The sequence below is a fragment of the Arenimonas terrae genome (assembly GCF_006265115.1).
GTDB lineage: Bacteria > Pseudomonadota > Gammaproteobacteria > Xanthomonadales > Xanthomonadaceae > Arenimonas > Arenimonas terrae.
Map to the genome: position 1 here is coordinate 284,440 of NZ_SMDR01000002.1, position 14,328 is coordinate 298,767.

Here is a 14,328-nt window from a genome sequence, read left to right on the forward strand (position 1 = left end):
TAGCCAGTCTCGGAAAGCGCCGTGCGTGCGCCCATCGCCGTTCCACGGCCGCGGGGCTCGGAAGCCCGCGGGCCGGGCTGTCGGGGATTTCCTGGCCGGTGTCGGCGGCCGGGCCGCCGAAGGGAGTAAAATCGCGGCACTGGCTCACGAAGGACTCTCCATGGACACCGCCAAGACCGACCGCTTCATCGCCGACGCCTGGGACGGCGACATCGTCCCGCAGCTGGTCGAGTACATCCGCATCCCGAACAAGTCGCCGATGTTCGACGCGAAGTGGAAGGAAAACGGCTACATGGACGACGCCGTGAAGCTGCTCGCCGGCTGGGCCAAGGCGCAGCCGATTCCCGGCATGACCGTCGAGGTGCTCGAGCTGCAGGGCCGCACCCCGCTGATCTACATCGAGGTGCCGGGCGAAGGCGACGACTGCGTGCTGCTTTACGGCCACCTCGACAAGCAGCCGGAAATGACCGGTTGGGCCGACGACCTCGGCCCCTGGAAGCCGGTGATCAAGGGCGACAAGCTCTACGGCCGCGGCGGCGCCGACGACGGCTACGCCCTGTTCGGTTCGCTCACCGCGATCCGCGCGCTCAAGGAACAGGGCAAGCCGCACAGCCGCTGCGTGATCCTGATCGAGGCCTGCGAGGAATCGGGCAGCTACGACCTGCCCTTCTACGTCGACCACCTCGCCGAGCGCATCGGCAAGCCCTCGCTGGTGGTCTGCCTGGATTCGGGCTGCGCCAACTACGACCAGCTCTGGTGCACCACCTCGCTGCGCGGCCTGGCCGGCGGCAACCTGAAGGTGAACGTGCTCAGCGAAGGCGTGCACAGCGGCGACGCCAGCGGCATCGTGCCCTCGAGCTTCCGCATCCTGCGCCAGCTGCTGTCGCGGCTCGAGGACGAGGCCACCGGCAAGATCCTGGTGGACGAGCTGTACGTCGACATTCCCGAACAGCGCCTGGCCCAGGCCGCCCGCGCCGCCGAAGTGCTGGGCAGCGAGATCTGGGACAAGTTCCCGTTCCTGCCCGGCATGACGCCGATGAATCCCGACCTGACCGAGCTGGTGCTCAACCGCACCTGGCGCCCGGCGCTGTCGATCACTGGCGTGGACGGCATGCCGCCGCTGTCGAGCGCCGGCAACGTGCTGCGCCCGTTCACCTCGGTCAAGCTGAGCCTGCGCCTGCCGCCGACGCTGGAGCCGAAAAAGGCCGGCGAGATCATCAAGCGCGTGCTCGAGGCCAACCCACCCAACGGCTGCAAGGTCGAAGTCGAACTCGAGAAGGCTTCCACCGGCTGGAACGCGCCGGCGCTGGCGCCGTGGCTGGAGCAGGCGATCAACACCGCCAGCCAGGATTTCTTCGGCGCGCCGGCGATGTACATGGGCGAAGGCGGCACGATCCCGTTCATGGGCATGCTCGGCGAGAAGTTCCCGGGCGCGCAGTTCATGATCACCGGCGTGCTCGGCCCGCACTCCAATGCCCATGGCCCGAACGAGTTCCTGCACATCCCGACCGGCAAGCGCGTCACCGCCGCCGTCGCCCGGGTGATCGCCGACCACTACGAGGCGAGCGAGAAGGGCCTGACCCGCGGTGTCGGCGTGCACGAAGGCCACGCCGCCTTCGGCGACCACGGCTGCTGCTGAGCCCCGCACCGAGCCCGCCGATGGCCGCGAACGCCCCGTCCGTTTCCCCGCAGGCCGAGGCGCTCGCCGCCGAAGCCGAACGCCTGGCCCGCAGCGGCCAGCCGGCCGCCGCCGCCCGCACCTGGGACCAGGTGCTGGCGCTGGCGCCCGAACACGGCGGCGCGCTGAACTTCCTGGGCCAGGCGGCGCTGGCGCGCGGCGACCTGGCCGAAGCCCGTCGCCTGCTCGAACGCGCGACGCGCGGCCAGCCGAAGCTGGCGATCGCCTCGGCCAACCTGGCGCGCGTGCTTCGCGCGCAGGGCGACCTGCCTGGCGCCCTGGCCGCGCTCGATGCCGCCGGCAAGCTGGAACCCTCGGCCTACGCCATCCATTTCGAGAAGGCGTCGATCTACGAGCAGCTCGGCCGCGAACGCGACGCCGCGCTGGCCTACGAGATGGCGCTGCAGATGCTGCCGCCGCAGCACGCGCAGGCGCCACAGCTGCAGGCACTGGTGGCGCGCGCGCGCGCCAGCGTGGTGGCCAACAAGGACCAGCTTGCAGCCTTCCTGGAAGACCGGCTCGCGGGCCTGCGCGGCCCGGCCGGCAGCCGGGCGATGCGCCGCTTCGAGGAAAGCCTGGACATCAACCTCGGCCGCAAGCCTGCCTACGTGGCGCGCCCGCTGATGTTCAACTTCCCCGGCCTGCCCGCGATCGCCTTCTTCGACCGCGAGGATTTCGACTGGGCGCCGGCGATGGAGGCGCAGACCGCGGCGATCCAGGCCGAGTTGCGCGCGGTGATCGCCGACGACGGCGACGGCTTCGAGCCCTATGTGCAGACCCTGGCCGACGAACCCGCCGGCCAGTTCGCGCCGCTGGACCGCAACCCGGACTGGAGCGCGTACTTCCTGTGGAAACACGGCCAGCGCATCGAGGAACATGCGCGCCGCTGCCCCGCCACGATGGCCGCGCTCGACGCCGTGCCGCAGATCCACGTCGACCACCGGGCGCCGGCGGCACTGTTTTCGGCGCTCAAGCCGCATACGCACATCCCTGCCCACAACGGCGCCACCAACTGCCGGCTAACCGTGCACCTGCCGCTGATCGTGCCCGACCGCTGCCGCTTCCGCGTCGGCAACCACGTGCGCACCTGGACCCCGGGCGAACTGCTGATCTTCGACGACACCATCGAACACGAGGCCTGGAACGACAGCGACCAGCTGCGCGTGGTGATGATCTTCGACATCTGGCATCCGATGCTGACCGAGGCCGAGCGCGTGCTGGTGAAGGCCACGCAGGAAGGCATGATGGCCTACTACGGCACGGGCGCGCCGCTGGGCGAGCTCTGAAACGCGGCCCCGGCGCTCAGCCGGCGCGGATCGCCCAGGCCATCAGGCGGCCTTCCTGGCGCAGTGGCACGGCATCGGCGCTGCGCCGGCCGCCCTGTCCCAGCTGATCGCACAGCGCGCGTGCCCCGGCCTCGTCGAGCGCGTGGTCGCAGAGTTCCTGCAGGCGCAGGCGGGCGTCGTCGAGCATCCGGTCGATGCGCGCCAGCGCTTCGCGGCCACGCGCTTCGCCACCGGTGTGTGCGGCCTGGAAGGCCTGGGCGATCCAGCCCGCCGTCTCGTGCAGGATGTCCGGGCAGCTGCTGGCCGTCGCCCGGGCCTCGCGTTCGGACTGGCTCCGGTCGAAGGCCTCGCGCGCGGAGTGCGCCACCGCGTCGCCGCGCAGGGCCGCACGCCCCTCGGGCGTCGCCGCGCGCGCCATCGGGCCGAGCATCGGCGCGGCGGCCGCCAGCAGGCCAGCCGGCGAACGCAGCCAGTCGATCTGCCGCAGCTCTTCCCGCGCCAGCGTCACCGGCACCGATGCGGCGTGATGCGCCAGCAGCCGCACGCGACCACTGGACTTGAGCACCCTCAGCAGCTCCGGCACCGAGCGCGCCAGCTGGCTGTATTCCAGTCCGTACTGGCTGACGACCAGATCGAAGCGGGCGTCGGCGAAGGGCAGCGCCTCGGCTTCCACCCGCGGGTGGAACTGCAGCCGGCGGCGTTCGCCCTCCGGCAGCTCCGCCGGCCAGGCCGGAGCGACGGCCGCCAGATCGACGGCATCGCAGTGCACGTCGACGCCCGGGCGCAGCGTCAGCAAGAGTTTCGGGATCGGCCCGTTGCCGGTCGCGATGTCGAGCAGGCGGCTGCCCTCGCCCAGGGGCGCGAAGGCTTCGCGCCAGAATTCGCGGATGTCGCCGCTGTAGTTGCCGTCGAAGGAGCCGCCGCAGGAATGCAGGGCGCCGCCGGCCCAGTAGCGCGACCAGACGGCGCGGCGGTCATCGCGGTCTGCGGGCGTGTCGTTCGCGGCGCTCATCGGCGGGCTCAGCTCTTGATCACGCCGTCAGCGCCGGCCGGCAAGGCCAGCGCTTCGGTCAGCGGGGACAGCCACGGCGCGTAGTTGCGCCAGCGACCGATGGAGCCGGTATGCGCCGGGCGGCGGACCTGCCAGCGGCTCGGCGTCTGCACGGCGCGCTCGCTGGTGTGGAAGTCCAGGCAGGCGGCATCCCAGGGCAGGCCGAGGAAATCGATGATGCGGCGGATGCCCGGCTCGATGTCCGTCACCAGCGCTTCGTAGTCGACTTCCAGCACCGGGACCGGCAGCGTCGCCTGCCAGTGGCGCATCAGTCGGTGCTGCGCGTTGACGGTCAGGCCGATGTCTCCCAGGTCGGTGGCGAACAGGGAGTCGAGCGCGAAGTTTTCGCTGAAGATCGACAGACCGATGTCGCGGGCTTCGCGCCGGCACCAGATCACGCGAGCGCCCGGGAAGAGCTGGGCCGCCAGGCCGAGATGGAAGAAGTTCAGCGGCGCCTTGTCCACCAGGCGCAGCGCCGCGGGGCGCGAGGCGTGGCGTTCGGCGGTGGCGAGCAAGCGCGCGGCGTCGTGCTGCAGGCGTGCGGCGTCGGCGACCGGCTGCACCGGCAGGGCTTCGGCCAACAGCCCCAGGTCCGGAAGCTCGCCGCAGCCGGCGGCCTGCGGATGCGAGGCGATGATCTGCTCGACCAGGGTGGTGCCACTGCGCGGCATGCCGACCACGAACACCGGCCGCGGATCCCGCGGCCCCGTCGCCGCGCCGGCCAGCGCACCGGCCGGGAAACCGGCGAGGATGCGCTCGACCGCCTCGGCGAAGCGCGCGCGGTCCAGCGGCGCGGTCTCGCGCCGGCGTGCGGCATTGGCGTCCTGCCAGCTGGCCATGGCCCGGGCGTAGTCGCCGCGGCCGTCGTACACCTTGCCCAGCGAATAGCCGATCAGGGCCCGCTCGGGATCGCTCAGCGCATCGCCGCGCTGCAGCGCTTCGGCTTCGCCCACACGGGAATCGGGCGACTTGGCGCGATGCAGGCCCAGCAGCCCGCTCAGCGGAAAGGCCCAGCCGGGCCGCAGGGCCAGGGCGCGGCCGTAGGCCTGCTCGGCCTGGTCGCGGTCGCCGGCATCCTCTTCCGCCTGGCCCAGCGCCATCCACAGACCGGACGAACCCGGAAGCGCCTGCAGCGCCTCCCGGAAGGCCGTGCGCGCCTCGGCGTGGCGGCCCAGCCGGGTCAGGGTCTCGCCGAGCTTCAGGCGGGCGTCTTCCTCGCCCGGACGCTGCTGCACCAGCCGCTGCCACAGCGGCAGGGCGGCGGCATCGTTGCCGGCCCGGAACTCCAGGTCGGCCAGCGGCGCCAGGATCTGCACCTGGTCGGGCGCCAGCGCCAGCGCCTGGCGCAGCGCGGGGGCCGCTTCGGCGCCACGGTCCAGCCGCACCAGGGTGATGCCGAGGAAAAACCAGGCTTCGGCCAGCGCAGGTTCGAGCACGGCGGCTTCGCGGAAGTGTTCCAGCGATTCGGCCAGGCGGCCTTCCCCGGCCAGGAGGCGGCCGAGCTCGCAGCGCAGCAGGCCGGAGGCCGGGGCGAGGCGCACGGCAGTCGCCATATGCAGCCGGGCCAGGTCGGGCCGTGCGGTCTGTGCGGCCAGGAGCGCGAGTGCGCGGTGCACCGCGGGGTCGCCGGGCTGGCGCTCGGCCAGGGCCTGCAGCCGCTGCTCGGCTTCGACAAAGCGGCCGCGGCGCTGAAGTTCCTGGACGTCGCGGAGCTCGCCGCCGGAGGAACCCGGGGCGGCCGGGGAGGAGTGCGGATTCATGGCCCGGAAGTATAGGCGCCAGGCCGCGGAACGCGTATCGCGGGCATAAAAAAAGAGAGGGGCCCGAAGGCCCCTCTCCGTGACACTCAACCGTTGACGCAGGGGTTCTTAGAACTCCTGGGTGTAACGGATGTACGGCGTGCGGCCGTAGGCGTCGTACAGGTTGAAGTTGTAGTTACGGCTGCCGAAGGCGAACAGCTCCGGGAGGTCGTTCTCAACGTTGGTCACGCCAACGGTGATGCGGCCATTCCACGGGGCCATCCAGCTGCCCTGCAGGTCGTGCAGGGTCTGCGAGCTGTAACGACCGTTCTCGTCGATGTGACGGATGTTCCAGTTGAACGAGAAGTCGCTGATGGCCCACTGGGTCATCAGGTTCGCGCGGAACTCCGGCACGCCTTCGTTGCCGACGGCATTCGGGCCACCGTCGACGGTCTGGCTGTTGAGCCAGGACACGTCGAGCTGGTTGTTGATGGTGCCCCAGCTGCCGATGTCGAAGTTGGTGCGGATCTTCAGATCGGCGCCGTCGGTTTCGATCTCACCCTGGTTGAAGTAGCAGTTGTTGATCACGTCAACCATGTTGCCGTTGAGCGGATCGCGGGTCAGCGAGCAGGGGGCGCCCGGGAACGGACGGTTCAGGGGGTCCTGACCGATGTCGATGTTCACGAGGGTCTGCGAGCTGAAGAACGCGATGCGGTCTTCGATCTTGATGTTGAAGTAATCGAGGGTGACGTTCAGCCAGTCAGCGGCATCCCAGGCAACGCCCAGCGAGTACTGCTTCGACTGCTCGGAAGCCAGGTTCGGGTTGGCGATGCGGAAGGCGTCGATCTGCACGCCGCCGAGACCACCGGTGCGGTTGCAGTAGTCGGCCACCGACTCGGTCGCGCCACGGCCATTGCTGCCCGCCGGCGGGTAGTCGCCTTCGGCCACGCAGGTCTGCGGGTCGAACACGGTGTCGGCCGAGAACGAATCCTTCTGGGTCAGGATGTCCAGGGTCGGGGCGGCGAAGCCCTCACCGTAGGAACCACGCAGGGTCAGGCTGTCCAGCGGCTGCCAGCGGAACGCGATCTTCGGGGCCAGGTCGTCGCCGTAGTCCGAGTAGTCCTCGTAACGGGCAGCGATGCTGATTTCGAAGTTGGTCGTGATCGGGAACAGCCACTCGGCGTAGATCGCCGTGACGTCACGGCCGCCGGCGGCGGAGTTGCCCGCCGAACCCGGGGTCAGACCGGCTTCCTGCAGCGAGTCGTACTGGTCGGAGTAGGTCTCGTCGCGGTACTCGGCGCCGACCGCCATGTTGGAGGTGCCACCGCCCATCTCGAACACGTCGAAGTTGGCAACGGCGAACAGCTCCTGCGTCAGCCACTGGCTTTCGCGGTTGATGGTGGCCTTGATGCCGTTCAGGACGTCGATGTCGTTGTTGATCGGATCGTAGATGTCGTACGAACCGTCAGCAATGGCCTGCTCGGCCAGGGTGCTGATGACGTAGTTGCGGCCCAGCTCGAAGTACTTGAACTCGGACTGGCGAACGCCGAAGTCGACGTCGACCTTGTCGAACAGGCGGCCCTGGAAGCCAACCATGATGTCGTACACGTTGGAGTCGATGTACGTATCGCGGTTGCCCAGCGCGGCGAAGCGGTGGTACAGGTACGCGCTGTTGGTGCCGGTGCCGGTGACCGGGTCGTAGGTCGGGTTGTTCGGGCTGTCGATCGGGATGTACAGCGCGCCCAGGTCGGGAGCGTAACGGCCGAAGGACTCGACGCGCGACACGGTGGTGGACAGGTAGGTCGACCAGTTGTCGTTGATGTCGTATTCGCCGCGGGCGAAGGCGGACTGGTTGCCAACCTTGGCCTCGTCAGCAGCGACGAGGTTGAAGTTGAACACGCAGCGGCCGTTGGCCGGGTTGATGTAGAAGCCGGTGTTGGTGCAACCACCCGGCACCGGCAGGTAGCCGGTGGTGAAGGCGGTCTCGGCGGCGTTCAGCAGACGGTAGTTGTTGCCGTACACCGAGGCGCCCGGGATGACGCCCCAGGGGCGCTCGCGGGTGAACACCATGCCGCGCTTGTTGAAGCCGGCGCCGGCCAGCATGCGGCCGCGGTCACCGGAGATGCCCATGATCACGGAGCCTTCTTCGGTCTCGCCACCGTCGTACTTCGGGGTGCCGATGCCGTAGTTGATCTGGACGCCGTTGTAGTCCTTACGGGTGATGATGTTCACCACGCCGCCGATCGCGTCGGAGCCGTAGATGGCCGAGGCGCCGTCGGACAGGATCTCGATGCGCTCAACCGCGGCCAGCGGGACCGAGTTCAGGTCGGCAGCGTTGCCGGTGAACGGGGACTTCGGGGCGCGACGGCCGTCAACCAGCACCAGGGTGCGGCTGGAGCCGAGGCCACGCAGGCTGATCTCGGCGCCGGACTGGGCCGACGAGCCGGACTGCGGGCGGAACGAACCGGTCGAGTTGAAGGTCGTGTCGCGGAGGAACTCGGCGACGGACACGTCACCGGAAGCGTCGATCTGCTGGCGGCTGATGACCGTGACCGGCAGGGCGCCTTCGATGTCGGCGCGCTTAACGCGCGAACCGGTGACCTCGATGGTGTCGAGGGTGGCGGCGTCCTCTTCCGACTCCTGCGCGAAGGCGGGAACCGCCGCGAAGGTGGAAGCGGCGCCGGCGAGGAGCGCGAAACGGATCGCGCCGGACAGCTGATTGAAATTAGACATTTACTCTCTCTCCAACGTCAGAGTGATGGTGACTCTAGAGTTCGGGACAAAAGCCTAAGGGCGAAATTCGGACTGAAAGGCGCCCTGGCCTGCCGGAGCATAACGCAATCTTTACGGACCGCAAACTGGGTTAAGTCTCCGTAAAGGCAGTTTTGCGACGTCCTAAGCAGAACGCCCGGGGCCGTCGCCGGCCCCGGGCGCTTGTTTTTCTTTTTAATCAATAAGTTACTTTACGGTGACGCGAACGTTCCCGGAGAACGATTCCAGCCGGATGCTGCCCGATCCAGCCCCCAAACGGGCCTTCAGGGACTTGCCAGGGCCGTATTCCTCGGTCTGGACTTCGCCCACGGGGCTGCTGATGCCGCCGCTGAAGGTGTCGATCTGCAGCCGGGCCGAGGTGTCCCGGGGCAGCACCAGGTCGACGTTGCCGCTGACCGAGTCGGCGGTGATGCTGCCCGACGCCGCCAGCCCCGCACTCAGGTGGCCGTCGCCCGACACCGTGCTCAGGTTGAGGCGCTCGACCGGGCCGGCGATCAGGGTGGCGTCGCCCGAGACCGTGTCCAGGCTGACGCGCCCGCCGATGCGGCCCTTGAGCGACAGATCGCCGCTGACGGTTTCGGCGCTGACGTTCGTGCTGTCGACTTCGGCATCCACGTCGCCGCTGACGCTTTCGAAGCTCGCGTCGTCGGCGCGAGCGCCGCGCACCAGGACATCACCGCTAACCGATGCCAGCGCAAGGCGACGTCCGCCGGTGCCCGCGACATCGACATCGGCGCTCACCGCGTCGACCGACACCGAGGCCTTCGCCGGCACGCTGATTTCGAGCATGGTCGGCTCCGAATCGCCGTCGCCGCCGCCCCAGCCGAACCAGCCGCCGCTGTTCTTCGGATAACGCACCTCGATGCGAAGGTCCGACGCATCGCCTTCGATCGCCAGCTTCTCCACCCCGGCGCCGAGGCTGCCGGTGATCCTGACTTCGGGCCGGTCCCAGGTGCGCACGGTCACGCGACCCTTGACGTTGTCGATGGACACCTGGCCATCGGCGGCCAGCGGCCGGGTCTGGTTGATGGGCGAAGCGGCGAAAGCCGCAGGTGCGGCCACCAGGGCGGCCAGGACGATCAGACGGGCAAACATGGGTGTCTCCTCATACATATATATAGGTGCGGATCAGCCGGTGACGGCGCGCTGGGTCAGCGAAAGCCGGCGGGCGTAGGTGCGGCGGAGCTGGTCGAGCAGGAAGACCGCCTCGGGGTCGCTGGCAATCGCCAGGCGGATATCCGCGGCGCTCCGGTCGAGCGTCGCCAGGGCCGGCATCAGCGGTTCGGGCATCGGCGCGCCCTGGAACTGGTCCAGCGCGGCCTGGTACTCAAGGGTCAGGGCCGCGGCTTCGCGCTGCACCAGCTCGGCGCGAAAGTCGGGACTGGCCGGGGGCGGCGGCTGGCGCAGGTGCCAGGCCAGGCCGACCGCCAGGCACAGCGACGCGGCCACCGCCAACGCCGCAAACCAGGGCCGGCGGCGCGGCGCGGCCGGCCGCTGCAGCCGGTCCGCGATGCCCGGCCACAGGTCGCGCGGCGGATCGATCTCACGCGGCAGCTGGCGCAGCTGCCAGCGCAGTTCGTTGTCACTCATGGTCTTCTCCCAGCCGCTTGCGCAGCAGGTTGCGGGCGCGATGCAGTTGCGCCTTGGAACTTCCGACGGCCATTCCCAGCTCGGCGGCGATTTCTTCGTGTTTCCAGCCTTCGATGTCGTGCAGCACCAGCACGGCGCGCGCACGCGGCGGCAGCGTGGCGACGGCGCGCTCGAGGTCGAGGCCCAGGGCGGTGCGGTGGCCGGCGCTGTCGGCGGTGGCCTGGAACTCCAGGGCGGCGTCGTCGGTTTCCAGCGCTTCGCCGCCGCTGCGCGAACGGATCTCCATCAGCGCGGTGTTCACCGCCAGCCGGTGCAGCCAGGTCGAGAAGGCGCTCTCGAAGCGGAATCCCGGCAGCGCCTGCCAGGCACGCACGAAGGCTTCCTGCACCAGGTCCTCGGCGCGCGCCTCGTGTCCGCACAATCGCCACAGCACGGAATAGACGCGGCGCGAATGCTTGCGGTACAGCGCCTCGAACGCACGCATGTCGCCAGCGCCGGCGGCGCGGACCAGGGCATGGTCCTCCTCGCGCATCGGGGCGGGGCTGGCGTGGGTGGCGGCGTCCAAGGTCACGGCGAGGCTGAGCATACCGGCTCTGATGCAGCGGACCGGCGGAAGGTTTAGCCGGCCGCGAGCCCGGCCAGGGCACGCCAGTGCCCCGCGGCCAGGCGGACCGTCGCTTCGTGGATGTCCACGATGTCCTCGACCTGCGGCGCATAGCCTCCGGCCATGCAGACCGCCACCGGCAGGCCGTGCCGGCCGCAGGCGGCCAGCACCTGGCGGTCGCGCTCGGCCAGCCCGCGCTTGCTCAGGGCGAGGTGGCCCAGGCGATCGCCGACGAAGGGGTCGGCGCCGGCGAGATAGACCACGGCGTCGGCGCCGGCCCGGGCGATCGCCTCGGGCAAATGGCGGGCCAGGGCGTCGAGGTAGTCGGCGTCGCCGGTGCCGTCGGGCAGCGCCACGTCGAGGTCGGACAGCGGCTTCACCGCCGGGTAGTTGCGCGCGGAATGCATCGAGAAGGCGAACAGCGTGTCGTCGCCAGCGCAGAGTTCGGCGGTGCCGTTGCCCTGGTGTACGTCGAGGTCGACGACCAGCAGCCGCCGCGCCAGGCCCAGCGACTGCACGTAGCGTGCCGCCACCACCGCATCGTTGAACACGCAGTAGCCGCCGCCGCGGGCATGGCCGGCGTGGTGGGTGCCGCCGGCCAGGTTCACCGCTACGCCCTCGCCTTCCAGCGCCGCGCGCAGCGCCATCATCGTGCCGCCCGAAGAACGCCGGGAACGCTCGACCATCGCCGCCGACCAGGGGAAGCCGATGCGCCGCATCATCGCCGCATCGGCGCTGCCGTCGGACATCGCGCGCACGTAGTCCGGCGCATGCGCGCGCTGCAGGTCGGCGTCGCTGGCGGCCGGCGGTTCGTGCAGGGTGATGCCGAGCGCCGGCGCGGCGGCGGCGATGCGCTCGTGCAGCCGCGAGTACTTCGCCATCGGGAAGGAGTGGCCATCCGGCAGCGGCAGCACGAAGTGGTGGCAGTAGAACGCTTTCATCGACCAAGGATAACGGCGCCGCGACGCGCGATGACGTGAAAGGGGGCGAAAAAAAACGGGCCGGCGAGGCCGACCCGTATTTACCGTGGCGGCGCGGCCGCTTAAGCGAGCTGCGCGGCGATCTTGGCGCGTTCGGCCTTGAGCACGTGCGGGGTGCGCTCGCCATAGCTGTCGAGGTATTCGCCGATGCTCTCCATTTCGGCCTTCCAGCCGGCACGGTCGATCGTGAGCAGCTGCTCGAGCGTGGCGGCATCCAGGCCCAGGCCGTCGGTGTTGAGGTCGGACGGCTTGGGCAGGTTGCCCACCGGGGTCTCGATGGCGCCGGCCTGGCCGGTGACTCGCTTGAGCATCCACTCGAGCACGCGCAGGTTGTCGCCGAAGCCGGGCCACATGAACTTGCCCTGGTCGTTCTTGCGGAACCAGTTGACGTGGAAGATCTTCGGCAGCTGCGCACCCGGCTTGTCGAACGACAGCCAGTGCGCGAAGTAGTCGGCGAAGTTGTAGCCGGCGAAGGGCTTCATCGCCATCGAGTCGCGGCGCACCACGCCGACCGCGCCGGTGGCGGCGGCGGTGGTTTCCGAGGCCATCGAGGCGCCGACCAGCACGCCGTGGGTCCAGTCGCGGGCTTCGAACACCAGCGGCACCAGCGACTCGCGCCGGCCGCCGAACACGATCGCGCTCAGCGGCACGCCCTGAGGATCTTCCGCCTTCGCGGTATAGCTGGGGCAGTTCTTCGCGCTGACGGTGAAGCGCGAGTTCGGGTGCGCGGCCGGGCTGACGGCCTTGTCGTAGGGGCGGCCCTGCCAGTCCTTCGCAGGCGTGCCTTCCGGCAGGCCTTCCCACCAGGGCTGGTTGTCGGCAGTGACGCCGACGTTGGTGAAGATCGCGTCCTTGTACAGCATTGCCAGGGCGTTCGGGTTGGTCTTGGCGCTGGTGCCTGGCGCCACACCGAAATAGCCGGCTTCCGGGTTGATCGCGTACATGCGGCCGTCGGCACCCGGTCGCATCCAGCAGATGTCGTCGCCGACCGTCCACACCTTCCAGCCGTCACGGCGGTAGCCTTCCGGCGGGATCAACATCGCCAGGTTGGTCTTGCCGCAGGCGCTCGGGAACGCGGCGGCGACGTAGTGCGTCTCGCCCTTCGGGTTCTCGATGCCGACGATCAGCATGTGCTCGGCCAGCCAGCCCTCGGTGCGCGCCTGGTAGCTGGCGATGCGCAGCGCATGGCACTTCTTGCCCAGCAGCGCATTGCCGCCGTAGCCCGAGCCGAAGGACTTGATGGTGAGCTCTTCCGGGAAATGCATGATGAAACGGCGCTCGGGATCGAGCTGGCCGATCGAGTGCAGGCCCTTCACGAAGGAGCCCTCGCGCTCGATGCGCGCCTGCGCCGCGGCGCCCATGCGCGTCATGATGCGCATGTTGGCGACCACGTACGGCGAATCGGTGATCTCGACGCCGCAGCGCGCCAGCGGCGAATCGATCGGGCCCATGCAGTAGGGCACCACGTACATCGTGCGGCCGCGCATGCAGCCCGCATACAGCGCGTCGATCTTCGCGTGCGCCTCGGCCGGCGCCATCCAGTGGTTGTTCGGGCCGGCGTCTTCCTGCTTCGACGTGCAGACGAAGGTCAGGTGCTCGACACGCGCCACGTCGGACGGGCTGGAACGGTGCAGGTAGCAGTTCGGGTGGGTCTGCTCGTTGAGCTTGACCAGATCGCCGGTAGACAGCATCAGCTCGGTGAGCTTCGCATTTTCGGCGTCGGAGCCGTCGCACCAGTGGATGGCGTCGGGCTGGGTGAGTTTGGCGACCGAAGCGACCCAGTCGTTGAGGGCGGCGAGTTTGCTGGACATGAGGAAGGGCTCCGGGCGGGGCCATCTAAGGGGAAATCGGAGGGCGGCGCGCGGATTCAGCGCCAGCCAGTGCCTGCGTATTCTAACGGCTCCCCCGGGGCCCTGTCCCGCCGGGACAGGCCCTCGGGTTCAGACCGGGATCAGCGTGGTCATCACGTGGCCGACGTAGGCCTCGAATTCATCGTGATGAAGACGCGGCTGGCCGAGCTGGAGCGAGAGCTGCAGGAAGCCGACATAGGCGGCATAGGTAAGGCGGGCGCGGTTCTGCGCGTCCAGGCGCGGCAGGCCGGCCTGGCGGAAACTGGCCGTGAGGTAATCCAGGCGCCGCTGCGACACGCGGTGCAGCACCGGCTGCACCACCGGATGGTCCAGTGCCTTGAGCAGCTCGGAATAGATGATGTGCGGCTTGAGCTCGTGCGCGACCAGCTGGAACAGCGCCTTCAGGCGCGCGCGCGGGTCGGAGATGGCCTCGAGCTGGCCGAAGACGGTTTCCTGCTCCATCACCTCCCAGCGCTCGAGCGCGGCGACCAGCAGCGCCTCGCGGGAGGGGAAATGCCAGTAGAAGCTGCCTTTGGTCACGCCCAGGCGGCGGGCCAGCGGCTCGACCGCCACGGCGGCCAGACCCTGCTCGGCGATCACGTCGAGCGCGGCCAGGGCCCAATCTTCCGCGCTCAGGCGGGACGGACGTTCGACTTTGGGGGCGGGGGCTACCATACGGTCGGCAAGTCTACTGGCTGAAGGCGGGGCCGGTAAGCCGCGGGCGCGGCCGGTTCGGCGCATCATGCACCATACGGGCTGGTATTGACAGGCCCGGGGG

At 69.5% G+C, this 14,328-nt stretch carries 11 protein-coding genes; 2 read left to right on the top strand and 9 right to left on the bottom strand.

Features of this window, described 5'->3' with window-relative positions; translation table 11 throughout:
- The first annotated feature begins 160 nt into the window (after positions 1-160).
- On the top strand, positions 161-1,639 hold the full coding sequence (locus E1B00_RS10135) for a M20 family metallopeptidase (protein ID WP_139448357.1): 1,479 nt from the start codon (positions 161-163) through the stop codon (positions 1,637-1,639).
- A 20-nt stretch (positions 1,640-1,659) separates the two neighbouring features.
- On the top strand, positions 1,660-2,964 hold the full coding sequence (locus tag E1B00_RS10140) for an aspartyl/asparaginyl beta-hydroxylase domain-containing protein (RefSeq protein ID WP_139448359.1): 1,305 nt from the start codon (positions 1,660-1,662) through the stop codon (positions 2,962-2,964).
- Between the two features lie 16 nt (positions 2,965-2,980).
- Here the strand turns inward: E1B00_RS10140 and E1B00_RS10145 are convergent, their stop codons facing one another.
- From E1B00_RS10145 to E1B00_RS10185, 9 genes are all read right to left on the bottom strand, one after another.
- On the bottom strand, positions 2,981-3,976 hold the full coding sequence (locus E1B00_RS10145) for a class I SAM-dependent methyltransferase (protein ID WP_139448361.1): 996 nt from the start codon (positions 3,974-3,976) through the stop codon (positions 2,981-2,983).
- A gap of 8 nt (positions 3,977-3,984) precedes the next feature.
- Positions 3,985-5,775 (bottom strand): tetratricopeptide repeat-containing sulfotransferase family protein, encoded by a 1,791-nt coding sequence (locus E1B00_RS10150; RefSeq protein WP_139448363.1) that lies wholly within the window; start codon positions 5,773-5,775, stop codon positions 3,985-3,987.
- A 108-nt stretch (positions 5,776-5,883) separates the two neighbouring features.
- Positions 5,884-8,487 carry a TonB-dependent receptor plug domain-containing protein gene (locus E1B00_RS10155; protein WP_139448365.1) on the bottom strand — a complete coding sequence of 868 codons (2,604 nt, stop codon included), beginning with the start codon at positions 8,485-8,487 and terminating at the stop codon, positions 5,884-5,886.
- Positions 8,488-8,712: 225 nt separating this feature from the next.
- Entirely contained in the window at positions 8,713-9,621 is a 909-nt protein-coding gene (locus E1B00_RS10160) for a DUF4097 family beta strand repeat-containing protein (RefSeq protein ID WP_176693197.1), read from the bottom strand.
- Between the two features lie 33 nt (positions 9,622-9,654).
- Positions 9,655-10,116: a DUF3379 domain-containing protein gene (locus E1B00_RS10165; protein WP_139448369.1), complete on the bottom strand. Its 462-nt coding sequence runs from the start codon at positions 10,114-10,116 to the stop codon at positions 9,655-9,657.
- Positions 10,109-10,648, bottom strand: a complete 540-nt coding sequence (locus E1B00_RS10170) for an RNA polymerase sigma factor (protein WP_246048684.1) — start codon at positions 10,646-10,648, stop codon at positions 10,109-10,111. Before E1B00_RS10170 ends, E1B00_RS10165 begins: the two co-directional genes overlap by 8 nt.
- A gap of 86 nt (positions 10,649-10,734) precedes the next feature.
- Positions 10,735-11,661 carry a histone deacetylase family protein gene (locus tag E1B00_RS10175; protein ID WP_139448374.1) on the bottom strand — a complete coding sequence of 309 codons (927 nt, stop codon included), beginning with the start codon at positions 11,659-11,661 and terminating at the stop codon, positions 10,735-10,737.
- A gap of 101 nt (positions 11,662-11,762) precedes the next feature.
- Positions 11,763-13,511 carry a phosphoenolpyruvate carboxykinase (GTP) gene (locus tag E1B00_RS10180; protein WP_139448376.1) on the bottom strand — a complete coding sequence of 583 codons (1,749 nt, stop codon included), beginning with the start codon at positions 13,509-13,511 and terminating at the stop codon, positions 11,763-11,765.
- 129 nt (positions 13,512-13,640) lie between these two features.
- Complete coding sequence (locus E1B00_RS10185) at positions 13,641-14,225, bottom strand: TetR/AcrR family transcriptional regulator (RefSeq protein ID WP_139448378.1); 585 nt, start codon at positions 14,223-14,225, stop codon at positions 13,641-13,643.
- Positions 14,226-14,328: the final 103 nt, after the last annotated feature.